This window comes from Haladaptatus caseinilyticus (assembly GCF_026248685.1).
In the GTDB taxonomy this organism is placed as follows: Archaea; Halobacteriota; Halobacteria; order Halobacteriales; family Haladaptataceae; genus Haladaptatus; species Haladaptatus caseinilyticus.
On record NZ_CP111038.1, the window covers coordinates 128335 to 142345 of the forward strand.

Below are 14011 nucleotides of genomic sequence, written 5' to 3' on the forward strand. Positions count from 1 at the left end.
ATCCACAGGTAGAGCACGGCTGTTCGGTCGAGTCGAGTGATGTCCCGCAGTGGCGACACTCCCGAATAACGTTCTCATCCATTGAGAGCCACTGTCGCACTATACCTGGGAGTGCCATCTCATCTGTCCTCTCTGACTCAACGCAATAAAAAATTCGGCCTTTTCTTAACCATACATTAAATCAGACGGTATGATAGATTCGACAGTACCCCCAAAGAGACACAGATACCCTAAATCGAACGACTTCACTAAGAAGTTTTCTTGGCCCCCAAGGGGTGCGGGGCGCTCGATAAAAGCGCCCGTGTTCGAAAATCAATGGCGACGAGTTCTAACTCTGCGGTGTCGTTCGACGACTTCGACACCCGGCGTGACGAGATGCACAGTACGATCGAACAATGGATTGACGACCTCACTTCCTTGACTGACGAGGCGAGAACGAGTCAACAGTTCCAAGAGTGGCTAGATGTCCAGTCGAAATTCCATGACTACTCCCATCGGAACACGCTCTTGATTACCGTTCAATGTCCGAACGCGACGAAGGTCGCTGGGTACAACACCTGGCGAACTGAGTTCGATCGCCATGTGAAGGAAGGCGAGAACGGAATCTGGATCTGGGCACCGATCATTACAAAGCAGTGCCCCAACTGCGAGAATTCGCCCAGTTACCACGAGCAAAGTGAGTGTGAATATGACGAGACACCACCTGAAGCATGGTCGAAAGGACTCGTCGGATTCAAACCCACGGCTGTGTTCGATGTATCTCAGACGGAGGGTGAACCACTTCCTGAGCTCGAGACCGAAGCAATCGGAAATGCTGAAAATCTCGTTCCTACTCTTCAAGACGCAGCTGATGAGCTTGATGTGACGGTTCGTATCGTCGACGCTGATGACTGGGAACACGGCAAGGCGAAAGGTGTTTGCAAACAGCGGAGTCTGTACGATCTTCAGCCCATCGTCGAAGTGAAAGCACGGGCAAATCAGGCGGATCTCGCGGTGACGCTCATCCACGAATACGCGCACGCACTGCTACATTTCGATGTTGACGATGCGTGTGAGCGATCGAAACGTGAAGTCGAAGCAGAAGCCGTCGCGTACATCGTTGGTCGATACGTTGGGTTGGACACGAGTGGCTCAGCATTCTACCTCGCAGCATGGCAGGACGATGATTCGGACGCGATTCAAGATCGACTCGGACGAATCCGGACGACGGCAGCGACAATTATCGAGGTAGTCGAAACGAGACGTGAGTACGTGTAGGACCGTTGAATTCGAGCGCCGAATGCGGCTTTATCACCGAGCCAATGCTTGCTATTCAGGTCGATAATCCGTCAGCCGGATCTTTCCTTCAACTTCGTAGATGTGGCCTCGCATGTAGAGTCGTTCGATGATATCTTCGGCAGCAGGCTGCTCAAGCTCCTCACGATCTTTGAGAGTTGCGTAGGCTTGCTCGTACGTGATCTCACCCTCACTCGGAAGTGCACTTGCAAGCGCATCGAGTGATTCTTGCGCAAGTGGCGTGAGTGGCGATCGGCGGTTCGAAATCATCGATATATGCAAAAACACGAAGTAGCGACGTAAATCTTCGGACACAACACAGAGTTGTTTTATTTGATTTCTGTCTATTGCAGAGTTGTAAACAGGTCGATTCACCAAATGCTCTAATCCAATCTAATTCTTTCCTCACAGACACTATCTTAGCGGATGTCAATAACGGCAACCACTCGATAGAGGATTATTGACTTGATTATGTTGTAGCAAGTGCCTTTGACAGAGTAGATCATAGCTCCCAGAGTGAATAACATTAAACTAACATCTAAACATACCAAATCTATATTTTAAATAGTAATCAGAGAGAATAGATTAAATAATCATTTTGGTTGTGGTTCAGAATTCGATTACTGAGGCTTAAATAGAGACATCTCAAATATACGATAGATTTAATATTAACTCTATAAGAAACTCAGAATAGTACCATGGATGAAAAGTAAAGCAAGTTAGTTCGGTAGTTCCTTCCGTTCCCGTTCGCACGCGCGGCCAGCACGAGAACCCGTTAAGGAAGTCACAATCGCAGTTTTCTGATTCGGCAACGTTGTCGTCCTCGGATGGAAATGTCTCGAGCGTCCGGTTGTCGGTTGCGTTCTCGACAGTGGCCATGTATTTGCAGAATACATTCCGGTGGATGTGATGCGGACAGATACAGACCACCAGTTCTGCGGTCACGCCGTTGATGGAGACCGTGTATTGGTACTTAGCAGGCTGGTCGTGACTTTCATTGGTGACTACGACGAATCCTCGGGAGCTTTGATATCGAAGGAAAACTGTTCCCACTATGCGCGGTTCTGTGCTGTCTCAGCAGGTTTGGGTCACGTGATTGCGGCAAATATTGTTAGAGTCTATGTTGGGACAACACCGTTAGTCAACTCATTGCACTCTAAATGACGTGAGATAAGATGTTGCTCGCCATTCTTTCAAGTAAAGGCCTGTCATAGCTGTCGGAGAGAGTAGTCGTGAGAGTGAGCGATTAAAGGATGAAGTTCTTCCCTCAAAGTGTATGGTGTTACAATTGTTGATCGCAGCGGTTGTCGGAATCGGCCTTGGAATCTTTCTCCAGAAAGGCCGATTTTGTTTCGTCCACGCGTTTCGCGACCTATTCGCATTCAAGGATTCGCGAGTGACAAAGGGCGTTCTCGCAGCCACGACGATCACAATGCTGTTCTGGAGCATCGCCTACGAACTGGGCCATTACCAGAAATTTTGGACGCCTGGTTGGGGCCTAACCGGCCTTATCGGCGGCTTCATTTTCGGAGTCGGAATGACGTATGCCGGTGGATGTGCCAGTGGTACACTCTATCGGGCTGGACAAGGGTACCTTCACTTTTGGCTCACGCTTGTTTCCATGGGCATTGGATACACTGTGTTCACCCTGTTGTTCCCGACACTTCAGACCGTGTACTTTGATCCGCTGACGTTCGGTGAAGGACTGTCTTTGTTTACCGTCTCGCCGGTTCCAGCACCAATGCTCGCGCTGCTGGTCACGGTCGGCGTTGTCCTTGTGTATTCAACAGTCGTCGGACGCGAGCAACGGAATGGTACCGTCGATCAGACCGTTGCCACCGACGGTGGGCGACGGACGTCCGCAACGGTCGCAGGGTTCCAATCGCTTGTCCATGGGACAAGGCAGTATGTTCGTGGCTTTACAGAAATAGACAACTGGGTTGCTGCATCGAAACGTCCATGGAACCCGATTACTGCCGCACTCGGTATCACCGTTCTTGCGGCTTTGTGGTTTACACAGGTATCCATCGTCGGTGTTACCGGACCTGAAGCTCGCTGGACTGGATACTTGCTTAAACAGGCAGGTCTCGACAGCGGGTCATACACCTACTGGGGATCGGTGCTGTTCAAGGGTGAAGGTGTCAATATCACCGTTGATATGATTATGATCACGGCTGTCATTATCGGCGCGTTCATCGCCGCATACTGGAGTGGTGATTTCTCGATTCGCGTCCCAAAGCGCAGACGTATCCCTAATGCCGTTGGTGGCGGATTATTGATGGGTGCAGGGTCTCGCCTCGCCCCGGGATGTAATATCGGGAACATTTATTCTGGTCTCGCTGAACTGTCGATCCACTCGTTTATCGCGACCATCGGCATTGTCGCCGGTGTATACGTTATGACCCATTGGATATACCGAGATATCGGCTGTGCTGTGTAATGTATCGCACGTCAAGCAACGAATCCAAAAACTACGAAACCATGACCGGACCATCACTAGACGACGTAACGGATAGCCCAGACGAACTAGACGACGAAACGGCAACACAATTGGTCAAAGAAGCCGCAGAGGTGCAAGACATGACCGGCGAAGTCTGTCCGTATCCTCAAGTCGAGGCCAAGAAAGCAGTCCAGCAGTTAGATGAGGGAGCATTACTCGTACAGGAGACTGACCACGTCCCTTCAACTGAGAACGTTCCACGAGCGGTTGGTGACGACGCAGAAGCGAAAGTGTGGAGGAGTGGAAATGGTCTCTATCGCATATATCTCTGGAAACAATGACGGTTGAACAAATCGATCCCACTGATGTCGACACTGAGATTGCCGACGTGATCGATATCAGAGATGAAGATTCCTTTGCGGAGGGACACATTCCTGGGGCAGAGAATGTTCCATTGGACAATCTCGAAGAAGTGGTTGACGAACGAGAGTGGAACGACGAAGTAGTAGTCGCTTGCTACGTTGGTCAGACATCCCAACAGGCGGCTCGTCTTATCGACGCGTACGCTGATGATGTGATTGTTGCAAGCATGTCTGGAGGGTATAAAAAGTGGGATGGCCCACTCCGCCAATCAAACAAGTGACTATAACGATTCTCACAAATAGCAGTTGAGTCCTCAAATATGAGCTCATCTCCCGCCAATAGAGCATGCATATCTCAGCGTCAGTAATTTTATATTTATGAAATTGTAAGAAATTATTCAACAGTCGGTGAGGTATGAGGAATTTCCATTGGCAAACTGCTTGATTTTTCGCGCACCACAAAGCATTTAATTGTGGCAGAAATTATCTAGCATGTGGCGAGGCCGCTCTGACAAGTTCCGGATCTGGTGCCATTACTCCTGGTCCGCCCTTGCCCCGCCACATCCCTCTTTACGACAGATGTGTACCGATTCGTGAGCACTCAGTAGTGGCACGGTCGTTACTGTGCAGATTCGTAATCAGTGAGTCGAAGCTTACCCTCAACTTCATAGAGATGACCATTATTGTGCAACCGTTCGATGATATCCTGAGCGCCCGATCGCCCAAGATCTTCTTTCTCCTCAAGAATTCCATACGCTTGCTCGTGGGTGAATTCTCCCTCGTCTGGGAGTTCTGATACGAGCGCGTCAAGGGCGTCTTGCGCAAGAGGCGAGAGTGGCGATCCTCCCTGCCCAACCATTGGTACTCATCAATTCGCGCACTCGTCATGTAAACCCTTGGATGGGACGTTCTGTTTCGCTAAGAAAAGTCCCGTGACCCAGTCAAATAAAGACGGCATGGACGCATGGGTTTGGAAAGAGTGCAAGATCCCATGCCGTCTGTGGGGTACACGAGCTGCATTTGCGACTGGAATATCCGAACTGAAGTCAGTTCTATCTCGTATGAAGTGAAACAGAACAGAATCAAACTCAAGAGGTGAGGCGAATCTTCCTAGGTTAGTATACCATACTAACGCTCAATGCCAAACACAATCAAACGCTCCGGCGATGTTCGCCGCCGCGTTAATATCTGCTTGGAACTTTGTTGTGTGACTGTCGTCGATTGTACAGCGAATCTCAATTTGTGAATTTCGTTACCCAAGATAGCCGCACGCATGGCAGGTCTGGCTGGCGTCGGCAGGATTCACAGACCGACCTGGTAGTCCTACCTCTGTTACTTTGAGTTGGATTCAACTCTGCCAATCGGGCGAAGTCCAATACTTGCAAACGGCGGTTTATGTACTCGCCGTGCTCTAACCGCTTGCGGTTGAATAACAAGACTTCTAGGACGATAACCAGGTGCTCGGAGGAACGAGCATACTCGATGGCGGTATGAAACACCTAATTACTCCCGTTCTGTTAGAGATACATCTTATCCGCTTTGGTGTCACCATTGAGAAGACCGTTCCATTAACAACGTAGGGTGAGCAGTGTAACAACTTTTTGCCGGTTAAGGGCGTGACGACGGTACTAACGGACGAATTCAAGGATTAACGAGAGGCGCATTTGACGATTCCCCACACCCCTCGTTTTCAGTGAAACCAACTCTCAGTTTTCACCCTTGTGAAAACTGGATCTATTCCACTAGGAAACCCCTCGTTTTCAATGAAAACAGGACCACTAACTGATTCACAACTACTCTACTAGTTTAGCTAGAATAGATAGTAAGTAGTTATGGGTTGCGGCAATTCAGGCGCCTTGATTTGATAACGAAAACCGCGAGCACTGTTTGTATTTTTCACTGAAAACGTGGTGTCCGACAGTGAAGAGTTCATTGTCTTTTTAAGTTCGTGTATTCGAATCAAATCGAGTGGATGCTTACTTGGGTAGTTCACTGAAGGTGTGGGGTGTCTCTCACCACTTTCGTACTACAGACCTCCCCAAAAACATGCCCTCAGTGCTTAATCTACGCCTTTCACTGAAAACGAGGGGAGCTATCGAGAACACTCACTCTTACGCGACTCTGATATGGTTCTTGTCACTGTGTTTGAAGAACCCAAAACGAAGCAGAATATCGTGTCAGATCTTCAAGACGGCTAACCTTTTGTCCATAACTACTGCTTTCAGGTATTTTTCTGTCACACAATTTTGGCTACAGTACGTCGCTACAGCTTCGAAAGTTCACTAGAAGACGATCAACGCTCAGGACGAGGTGGAGTCTGATACTGTTCAATTGTGTCAGACAGAGCTAGAAGCCAGCCATCCTCTGAAACTGTAGAAACATTCATCCAATCAGAAGTTGAGACTGCTGTGCTCAATGCATGGAATGCGCTGATAGACGGATTGGCATTTTGCATGTTGAGACTAACAGCCACACTGAAATTAGGTGTTATCTCGATGGCGTCTCTTTTATCCTGCTACATAACCGTTGGCTACAAGCACTTCCGGTCCCCTAGGATTACCAATTTGACCGACAAACACATTGACATCACTGAGGACAATAGCAAACGATGAATCTGAATGTCAAAGCCGCTGACTTCGTTTTTCAGACCGTTACGGACTTTAGTACGTCAGTTCCGTTCTATCGTGAAACGCTCGGATTAGACCTCGAAACAATCGATGAAGATTATACATCGAAAATACTGCTATGCGAAATCAGACACACAGTCGGCACCACATAATACCGATTCTTCAAATGAGGTATCGGAGTCTACTTGCTGGCGGATAGTAGAGATATGTTTGTGTGGATCATTGAGCTTGATATTGGCCCCACAATTAGCACAGGTCTCGACCCTCGAGGTCATTAATATGCGAGTTGAAATGTGAATACGTTCTACTGATTTTTCTCGCTGTGACACTGAACTCATTACTATCTCTAAGGGTGTGTATGTGTATGAAACACATGGACACGTCACATTTTGCCAGATGCGCGAGCAACTATTGCTAAATATTGGTGATACTGGTCTCATACCCGGAATCGTACGTGAGTACGGGAGACTGGATATTCATGATAGATACCGATAGCGCATACCTCCGTCTTCAGGCGGAGGTCAAGCGGTAGGCAGAGTGCGTCTATTCCTCGTTGCTACAAACGGCTGGATTTCCCACTCCATTCAGTGAATTTAAGGTTTGAGCTTACCATAGTGGGTAGTACGAATGAAGACCACACGGCACGCGACTTACAACCTCAACTACCACACTCCGAGGCGACTATAGTTCGGCATCAAATTGCGAACCCCCCACTATCGAGTGTAGGTTATTTATACGAGTCAGAATGTCAGAGATACCCATGCATATTGGCCGTGTTCGGAGTTTTTTAGCGTCGACCCATCTCTAGATATGATTACTATGTCTGAGAACAGTGCATATGTCGACCTCGTTCATCCAGACGAGGCCGAGGGTCGTGTGAAAGAAATATACGAAGAAATTCTCGCCACTCGTGAAGGCGAAATGGACGAAGAAATGAGCCTCAATAAAATGTGGATGGTATTTGGACAGGCTCCACGTATTCTCGAGCTATTCTGGCCGCATATGCGTGATTCCTATCGAGGAACAAGCCTACCATTCGAGCTAACATCAAAGGTGTCGCTAGTGACGGCAACTGTGATGGAGTGTGAAGGCTGTCGGTTCTTCCATACAGATCGACTCCAGCGAGAAGGAGTCGGTGACAACGAAATAGAACAAATGCGCCAGCGTGAAATCGAAGAGTCGGCGTTCTCAGAACGAGAGTTTGAAATTCTTCGGTTTGCTGAGCAGACGGCTGATGATCCCCACTCGATTTCCGAATCAGATATTGAGCGCCTGCGCGATGTCGGTCTCTCAGAAACGGAGATTGTAGAGCTTATTGATTGTATCGCAGTTCACGTCTATACCGCGGTGTTCCAGGAAGCAACCGGTGTAGTTTCGAAAGGAATGGCCGAACAAGATTATCTTGGACAGGGAACTCTTCCCAATAATGGCGACGATTGAGATATTCACGAGCGATGATTGTGGACAGTGTGAGACCGTAATAGAACGGGCAGAAGAGATTGTCGAAGAGTCGGATGCAAAACTACAGATTCACAATGTAACAGAAGACCGATCGACAGCACTGAACTACGGTATATTTTCAGTCCCAACAACAGTGGTCGATGAAGAGGTAACTCTCCGTGGTGTCCCATCGTATGAAGAACTGAGAGACGCGGTGGAAAACTGACGGATCCGGTCTTTGTTGGATGTCACCGATTGACACAATATTTGCTGCAATCTAGTGTTCCTGGCAATTACGAGTGGTAGTGTGACTGTTTTACTTGTCTAGTCCTATGTGAATTCATGGCACAGATTATTCGAAATCGTGAAGGCAAAATTGCTGCCGGTTTGTTGATTCTATTCATAATCGCAATGAACCCGCCAGTTGTCTACATAGCGAATAGCGCGACCACAACCCTTGGAATGGGAACCCTTTGGCTATACGCCGTAGCGTGGGGCATGTTTGCGATCATCGTTCTCCTATGGGCTGCAAAGCACGATGCGTTTTCATTAACTGAGGAGCAAGTCCCTCCAGAACTTCGTCGGACTGAAGACGTAGACCTATCGACAGGTGATAGCTAATGGTTTCGGCCCAGATAACTATCGCACTCGCCACTATCGGCGTATACTTGCTTTCTACGCTGGTAATCGGGTATCGAAGCCGTAATTCTGGTTCTGGGAATGTCAGTGACTGGATGACCGGTGGTCGAAAACTAGGTGTCCTCGTACTAACGTTCACATACGCATCGACGTATCATTCAGCGTTCGCCTTCCTTGGTGCGGCGGGATTCATGTATGGAAAAGGGATTGGAATCTATATCTCTGGCTATGTTTGGATGGTCGTAGGTGGACTTGTTCTATGGATAATTGGAAGTCGCATATGGCTTGTCGGTAAAAAATACGATTATGTTACCCCTTCCGATTTACTTGGTGACTTCTATAATTCAAAATTCCTTGCTAGGGCAGTGAGTTTAGTACTTGTCGTTTCGACGTTCCCATACATTGCAATCCAAATGATGGGAGTCGGTATTATTTTTGAGACCGCAACAAAGGGAGTTGTCAGTTTTGAGGTTGGCGCTGGGGTCTTACTCCTTGTGAGTATTGTTTATGTCTGGATGGGCGGAATGCAATCGGTTGCCTGGACAGATACTCTCCAGGGTGGATTCATGTTTGTGGCCGTCTGGGTGGCGACCATTGCATTTCTCTTCGGTGCTTACGGAGGCGATCCAACAGCATTCTGGTCATCCCTTGTTTCGAATTTCTCCTCACACGTTACGTTGCCCGGACCAACAGGACTCTACTCACCTGCGTACATCACAAGCTGGTGGGTTGTCCTTGGTGTTGGCCTGATGATGACTCCACATATTTTTTTGCGGTTCTATGCTGCTGATTCTCCACGCACGCTCAAGTGGGTCTCGGTCGCTGGTACTGGCTACTTGATGATTTTCTATATTCCCCTTGCTATTCTTGCACTGGGTGGAGTTGCGCTTGTTCCAAACTTAGCCATACCAGATGCAGTCATACCGACCGTACTCTATGAATATACACCAGTCTGGTTGGCATCAATCATCGTTGCTGGTGCCATCGCAGCAGCAATGAGCACTGCCGACTCACAACTCCATGCAGTCTCAACTCTGGTTGCGCGTGATTGGTACGAGGAGTTCGCAACCGATGTCGACGACGCTTCCGAGACGTTGTTTGCGAAGGGATCAGTCGTCGTGCTTGGTGGTATCGCCTACGTTGTGGCGGTGCAGGATATTGGTTTTATTGTTCAGCTCGCAAACCTCGCCTTTGAGGGTGCTGCACAGATTTTCCCGCTGGTTGTAGGTGCATTTTTCTGGCGACGCTCATCGCGAATCGGTGCTATTGTCGGCTTTACATCTGGAGTCGCTGTTACCGCTATTCTCAAGTTTGGCGTGATCTCGTTGCCAGCTGTATTTCCTGGATTTATGGCCGGTTTCTATGGTTTGGTAACAAATACTGCATTTTTCCTCGCTATCAGTTTCGTCGTGGATACTGTTCCCGAGGAAAATCGTGACCGTATCCAAGGATATGTCGAACAAGCAGTCACACGCCAGTGGACTCAATCGACATCGGCTGACGATTGAACAAATAATCAGGGGCAAGTACTACTGATGAAAACCCTTGGAATAATGCGGACACTCGCTTCACTGGTGGTGTGATGCAAGGGGAGTACACGGCGTGGAAGAATGGGTAGGGGCACAGGAGCCACGCCGTGTCCTGGGTTACGATGACTGCAGATTCCTCTTCGAAGGCGATGAATAAAAAGGTCAGCCAACTAGAGCGGAAGTGAAACGAAACGATGGCTCGCAGGTTGAGTGTTCGCTCACAACAAGACAAGTCGATTCTATTGAGAGAATACGTGTACGACGTACCGCGTACCGAAAGTTAGTGTATTATACTAACCAAGAGCGACCGGCCAAACACGTGAGAGACTCCAGAGAGTAATAGAAACCGACGATTCAAATTCGAAGGGTATCTCATCGTTGTCCACAGTGCCAATACGATCCTTATCTATGAGCCACTCGAAGCACAACAGAACCCTCTCCATAGCGACAATCGGCTCCGCACTCCGGTGTACGAAAACTCCTCTACGTGAAACAGGACAATAATCATGTCTCTTACAAGTGTAATGGTCTCCGTTCCTCTCATTACCGTTTTGAACTACCGTTGTACCGATTATCAACTGCCTTGAGGACACGTCCTAAGGCTTGTCGGTGGACTTGCCGCGTCGTACTCGATATGTACGGGAATACTCTATCCCGAGTGTCGGGCGTTCACGGGTTAGCGACCCTGACTTCGGGGATGGTTGACTGGCAGCCCGTGACTGACAACGCTTAGGGCTGGCCAGTCACTCCGAACGAGGATGGGGACAGGACACGTAAAGATTGGGCACTCAGTCGAGTAGTGACTTTCTTCCTGAGCTCAAGAGTCGGGGTATCGGCCTTAACCGCCGATGAAAAATGTGGGTTCGATCGCCGCATACCACGCCCAGGGTACACTCATCAGAAGGTTCGTCGGTCACACGTCAGACCCCACCGTTTCCGCTAATACGATTACATAAATCAATAAGAAATTTGAGGCTAACACTCTCCCCCCATTGTTTCCAGTAAAACACGGAAGAGGCCGGAAGCAATTTCTGCTGTAGATAATTTCACTAGTATATCTACTCTAGTAACTGAATTTTTCCGAGCCTACGGAGTAACTAGAAGACAAAGACCATAAAACTTTCCACTCATTTAGAGTTTTCTCAGAGAAGGGCAGACACTTCTGGAACAGTTTACTGGAAATAGTGGGGAGGGGGTGTCCCGAGTTTGTACACCATTTCACCTACCCGCCTGCTGCCGATCTCATTCTCTCGGTTAATTAGTGGAAACGGTGGGGTGTACTCTACTTATAAATGACCATTTACTGGAAATACTGGAACACGGTGGTTCATGCTATCGATCCCTTGACGATTTGCTCGCGTGGCTTTACTGGAAATTGTGAAGTCAGTAGTTGCCCCGTTACCTCAACTTTTACTGGAAATGATGGGGTGTCTTGGTGACAGAATCGTCAATGAACTACCAAAGTGGCGGGTTCATCAACATGAGAGCTACCACTCAGAGGAATGCAATCTACAGTGAGGTTGTCAGTAGAAGGCTTTGCCCCTTAACGCGAGTGAGGATCTCACTACTGGAAATGGTGGGGTGTGAATGTATTAGTGGAACCCGGACCCACTAGTGGTTATACTGGAAATAGCGGAAACGTCGGTAGAAACAATTATCATACATGGCTAACTTAATTTGAGATCAGAATGGCTCCTCGATTCCAACCGGATGATACGCTCTACAAGCGACGGAATACACTAAAAGTAGAGTACGTTCCTGATGAGATCGTTGGGCGAGACAATGAAATTGAAGAGTACGAAGCTGCTCTACAGCCGATCATCAACGGTGAGTATCCCGACAATATCTTCATTTACGGGAAGACAGGGGTCGGAAAGACTGCGGTGACGAACTTTCTGCTCAATGAATTGGAAGACTCCGCGGATCACTTTGATGTCGATATCTCGGTCGTCACTGTCAACTGTGACGGTCTCAGCACGAGTTATCAAGCCGCAATCAGCCTTGTTAATAAATTCCGAGAACCCGAACATCATATCGCCGAAACAGGCCATCCACAATCTAAGGTCTATCGCCTTCTCTGGAACGAACTTAACAAACACTCAGGAACCGTCCTTATTATCCTTGACGAGATCGACCATATCTCAGACGATACGTTTCTTTATCAGATTACCCGTGCCGATAACAACGGCTACATCGACAACATTCAGCTCGGTCTTATCGGCATCAGTAACGACTCGACGTTCCGAGAGCATCTCGATGCAAAGGTGCAGTCATCGCTCTGTGAAACAGAGATATCATTCCCACCATACGGAACGGAAGAACTTCAAAAAGTGCTCGAGCAGCGAGCCGAAATTGCATTCCATCAAAACGCGCTTGAGGATGGGGTGATTCCACTCTGTGCAGCGCTCGGTCGACAGGACGGTGGTGATGCTCGACGGGCAATTATGCTCCTTCGAAAAGCCGGCGATCTCGCTCGAACGGAGAATGCAGAAGCAGTCACGACCAACCACGTCGAACGTGCACAGGAGAAACTCGAGGCCCAGCAGAGCATGGACATCATGCGCGATCTTACCGAACATGAGCAACTCACCTTATACGCCCTGATAACACTCGCCGCCGAGAACGCAACCCCGGCCCGCTCACGTATTGTGTACCAGCGTTACAAGGAACTCTGTGAATTTCAAGGGCGTGATCCCCGCACAGCCCGTCGAATGCGGAGCTTCCTCTCTGATTTCGAGATTCTCAATCTTACTCTTTCCCAGATGGAACACCGTGGCCAAGATGGCGGCACGTATCGCGAACACGAGGTCAATCGTGACATTGCGACTGTCGTAGACGCATTGCAAACGGTCATCAGCGAGTTCGGCGCTCATCGGAGTATCATCGAGTATCTCCCTGATTCCGGTGAGGAATTCACTGCGATGTAGCAATTTGTTTGAATCCAGAACGGGCGGAGACAACTTGCAAATCTTCAGTCACTTTTTGGGCATACAGCTCTCTAACTCAACGTTGGAAAACTGGCATCTGTCGTCCCTCTTTGTTCGGCGTTTGCTGCTCAGGATACTGGCAGTACTCGGCAAGCACTCCGTCTTCTCTACCTCGCCGGCAAACGTACTGCCGATAATAGTGAAAAAGAAGTCACCGAAAATCATGTTCGGGGAGCGAAGGAGGAACTCGACCAATCAAAGGTCATCGAAGGAATGCAGAAACTCACTACGCAAGGGCACGCCGTTCTTATCTCACTTGCGAGCCATGCGGCGAAAGGCGAGACACCAGTACGTACTCGTGATCCCATACGTCACCCACTCCACCAGAAGAACTTCCAGCTAATATTATTGATACACTCGATGATTCCTCACCGGAACTTCTCCGTCACGTCGCCGAGTATGCCGAGAGATTAGGCGAATATCGTGAACGCGAAAAACGACTAGCTGAACAAGAGGAGAAACAGGGCGATCAGAATGAGGAACAACCTGCGGATTTCCCCGACGATGTTCCTTTGAAAGCTACCATCACAGTGAAGCAAATTAACGACAATCGCTACTATTACTGGCAGTGGCGAGACAGTGGCAAGATTCGATCAAAATACAAAGGTCAAGTCAATTCGGGCAGCTAGATGGTATCAAGACTGGATTAATCTCGCTCGTATTCCGTTTGAAGTGCATCGAGTTCGTCGGTACGACTGTAGACCATTCTTAC

Annotated in this window: 13 protein-coding genes; 11 read left to right on the forward strand and 2 right to left on the reverse strand. The window is 48.6% G+C overall.

Features of this window, described 5'->3' with window-relative positions; translation table 11 throughout:
* Positions 1 to 315 precede the first annotated feature (315 nt).
* Positions 316 to 1257 carry a M78 family metallopeptidase domain-containing protein gene (locus tag OOF89_RS16890; protein ID WP_266080648.1) on the forward strand — a complete coding sequence of 314 codons (942 nt, stop codon included), beginning with the start codon at positions 316 to 318 and terminating at the stop codon, positions 1255 to 1257.
* A gap of 51 nt (positions 1258 to 1308) precedes the next feature.
* Here OOF89_RS16890 and OOF89_RS16895 read toward each other — a convergent pair whose 3' ends face one another.
* Positions 1309 to 1545 carry a hypothetical protein gene (locus tag OOF89_RS16895; RefSeq protein WP_266080649.1) on the reverse strand — a complete coding sequence of 79 codons (237 nt, stop codon included), beginning with the start codon at positions 1543 to 1545 and terminating at the stop codon, positions 1309 to 1311.
* Between the two features lie 1006 nt (positions 1546 to 2551).
* Between OOF89_RS16895 and OOF89_RS16900 the strand changes: the two genes are divergently transcribed.
* The 3 genes from OOF89_RS16900 to OOF89_RS16910 are packed head-to-tail and all read left to right on the forward strand — an operon-like array spanning position 2552 to position 4358.
* Complete coding sequence (locus OOF89_RS16900; protein ID WP_266080650.1) at positions 2552 to 3715, forward strand: YeeE/YedE family protein; 1164 nt, start codon at positions 2552 to 2554, stop codon at positions 3713 to 3715.
* Between the two features lie 41 nt (positions 3716 to 3756).
* The gene (locus OOF89_RS16905) at positions 3757 to 4056 is read left to right on the forward strand and encodes a sulfurtransferase TusA family protein (RefSeq protein ID WP_266080743.1); all 300 of its coding nucleotides are present in this window, start codon (positions 3757 to 3759) and stop codon (positions 4054 to 4056) included.
* Positions 4053 to 4358, forward strand: coding sequence for a rhodanese-like domain-containing protein (locus OOF89_RS16910; RefSeq protein WP_266080651.1), 306 nt, complete (start codon positions 4053 to 4055; stop codon positions 4356 to 4358). Before OOF89_RS16905 ends, OOF89_RS16910 begins: the two co-directional genes overlap by 4 nt.
* Before the next feature lie 338 nt (positions 4359 to 4696).
* Here OOF89_RS16910 and OOF89_RS16915 read toward each other — a convergent pair whose 3' ends face one another.
* Positions 4697 to 4936 (reverse strand): hypothetical protein, encoded by a 240-nt coding sequence (locus OOF89_RS16915; protein WP_266080652.1) that lies wholly within the window; start codon positions 4934 to 4936, stop codon positions 4697 to 4699.
* Between the two features lie 2644 nt (positions 4937 to 7580).
* On the opposite strand from OOF89_RS16915, the gene OOF89_RS16920 reads away from it, so the two are divergent.
* The 7 genes from OOF89_RS16920 (at position 7581) to OOF89_RS16945 (ending at position 13928) form a co-directional block, all read left to right on the forward strand.
* Complete coding sequence (locus OOF89_RS16920; RefSeq protein WP_266080653.1) at positions 7581 to 8144, forward strand: carboxymuconolactone decarboxylase family protein; 564 nt, start codon at positions 7581 to 7583, stop codon at positions 8142 to 8144.
* A complete protein-coding gene (locus OOF89_RS16925) occupies positions 8131 to 8370 on the forward strand; it encodes a thioredoxin family protein (protein WP_266080654.1) in 240 nt (79 codons plus the stop codon). Before OOF89_RS16920 ends, OOF89_RS16925 begins: the two co-directional genes overlap by 14 nt.
* A 116-nt stretch (positions 8371 to 8486) precedes the next feature.
* The gene (locus tag OOF89_RS16930; RefSeq protein ID WP_266080655.1) at positions 8487 to 8765 is read left to right on the forward strand and encodes a hypothetical protein; all 279 of its coding nucleotides are present in this window, start codon (positions 8487 to 8489) and stop codon (positions 8763 to 8765) included.
* Positions 8765 to 10291, forward strand: coding sequence for a sodium:solute symporter family protein (locus tag OOF89_RS16935; RefSeq protein WP_266080656.1), 1527 nt, complete (start codon positions 8765 to 8767; stop codon positions 10289 to 10291). Before OOF89_RS16930 ends, OOF89_RS16935 begins: the two co-directional genes overlap by 1 nt.
* A gap of 1709 nt (positions 10292 to 12000) precedes the next feature.
* The gene (locus tag OOF89_RS16940; protein ID WP_266080657.1) at positions 12001 to 13239 is read left to right on the forward strand and encodes an orc1/cdc6 family replication initiation protein; all 1239 of its coding nucleotides are present in this window, start codon (positions 12001 to 12003) and stop codon (positions 13237 to 13239) included.
* A 90-nt stretch (positions 13240 to 13329) separates the two neighbouring features.
* On the forward strand, positions 13330 to 13713 hold the full coding sequence (locus OOF89_RS24635) for a hypothetical protein (protein WP_407661638.1): 384 nt from the start codon (positions 13330 to 13332) through the stop codon (positions 13711 to 13713).
* A complete protein-coding gene (locus OOF89_RS16945) occupies positions 13644 to 13928 on the forward strand; it encodes a hypothetical protein (protein ID WP_266080745.1) in 285 nt (94 codons plus the stop codon). The genes OOF89_RS24635 and OOF89_RS16945 overlap by 70 nt, the downstream gene beginning before the upstream one ends.
* Positions 13929 to 14011: the final 83 nt, after the last annotated feature.

Excerpts from the sequence above, each read along its gene's own strand:
- OOF89_RS16910 (WP_266080651.1), top strand. The coding sequence starts at position 4,053 with ATGACGGTTGAACAAATCGATCCCACTGATGTCGACACTGAGATTGCC.
- OOF89_RS16905 (WP_266080743.1), top strand. The coding sequence starts at position 3,757 with ATGACCGGACCATCACTAGACGACGTAACGGATAGCCCAGACGAACTA.
- OOF89_RS16930 (WP_266080655.1), top strand. The coding sequence starts at position 8,487 with ATGGCACAGATTATTCGAAATCGTGAAGGCAAAATTGCTGCCGGTTTG.
- OOF89_RS16900 (WP_266080650.1), top strand. The coding sequence starts at position 2,552 with ATGGTGTTACAATTGTTGATCGCAGCGGTTGTCGGAATCGGCCTTGGA.
- OOF89_RS16940 (WP_266080657.1), top strand. The coding sequence starts at position 12,001 with ATGGCTCCTCGATTCCAACCGGATGATACGCTCTACAAGCGACGGAAT.
- OOF89_RS16895 (WP_266080649.1), bottom strand. The coding sequence starts at position 1,545 with ATGATTTCGAACCGCCGATCGCCACTCACGCCACTTGCGCAAGAATCA.
- OOF89_RS16890 (WP_266080648.1), top strand. The coding sequence starts at position 316 with ATGGCGACGAGTTCTAACTCTGCGGTGTCGTTCGACGACTTCGACACC.
- OOF89_RS16925 (WP_266080654.1), top strand. The coding sequence starts at position 8,131 with ATGGCGACGATTGAGATATTCACGAGCGATGATTGTGGACAGTGTGAG.
- OOF89_RS16935 (WP_266080656.1), top strand. The coding sequence starts at position 8,765 with ATGGTTTCGGCCCAGATAACTATCGCACTCGCCACTATCGGCGTATAC.
- OOF89_RS16915 (WP_266080652.1), bottom strand. The coding sequence starts at position 4,936 with ATGGTTGGGCAGGGAGGATCGCCACTCTCGCCTCTTGCGCAAGACGCC.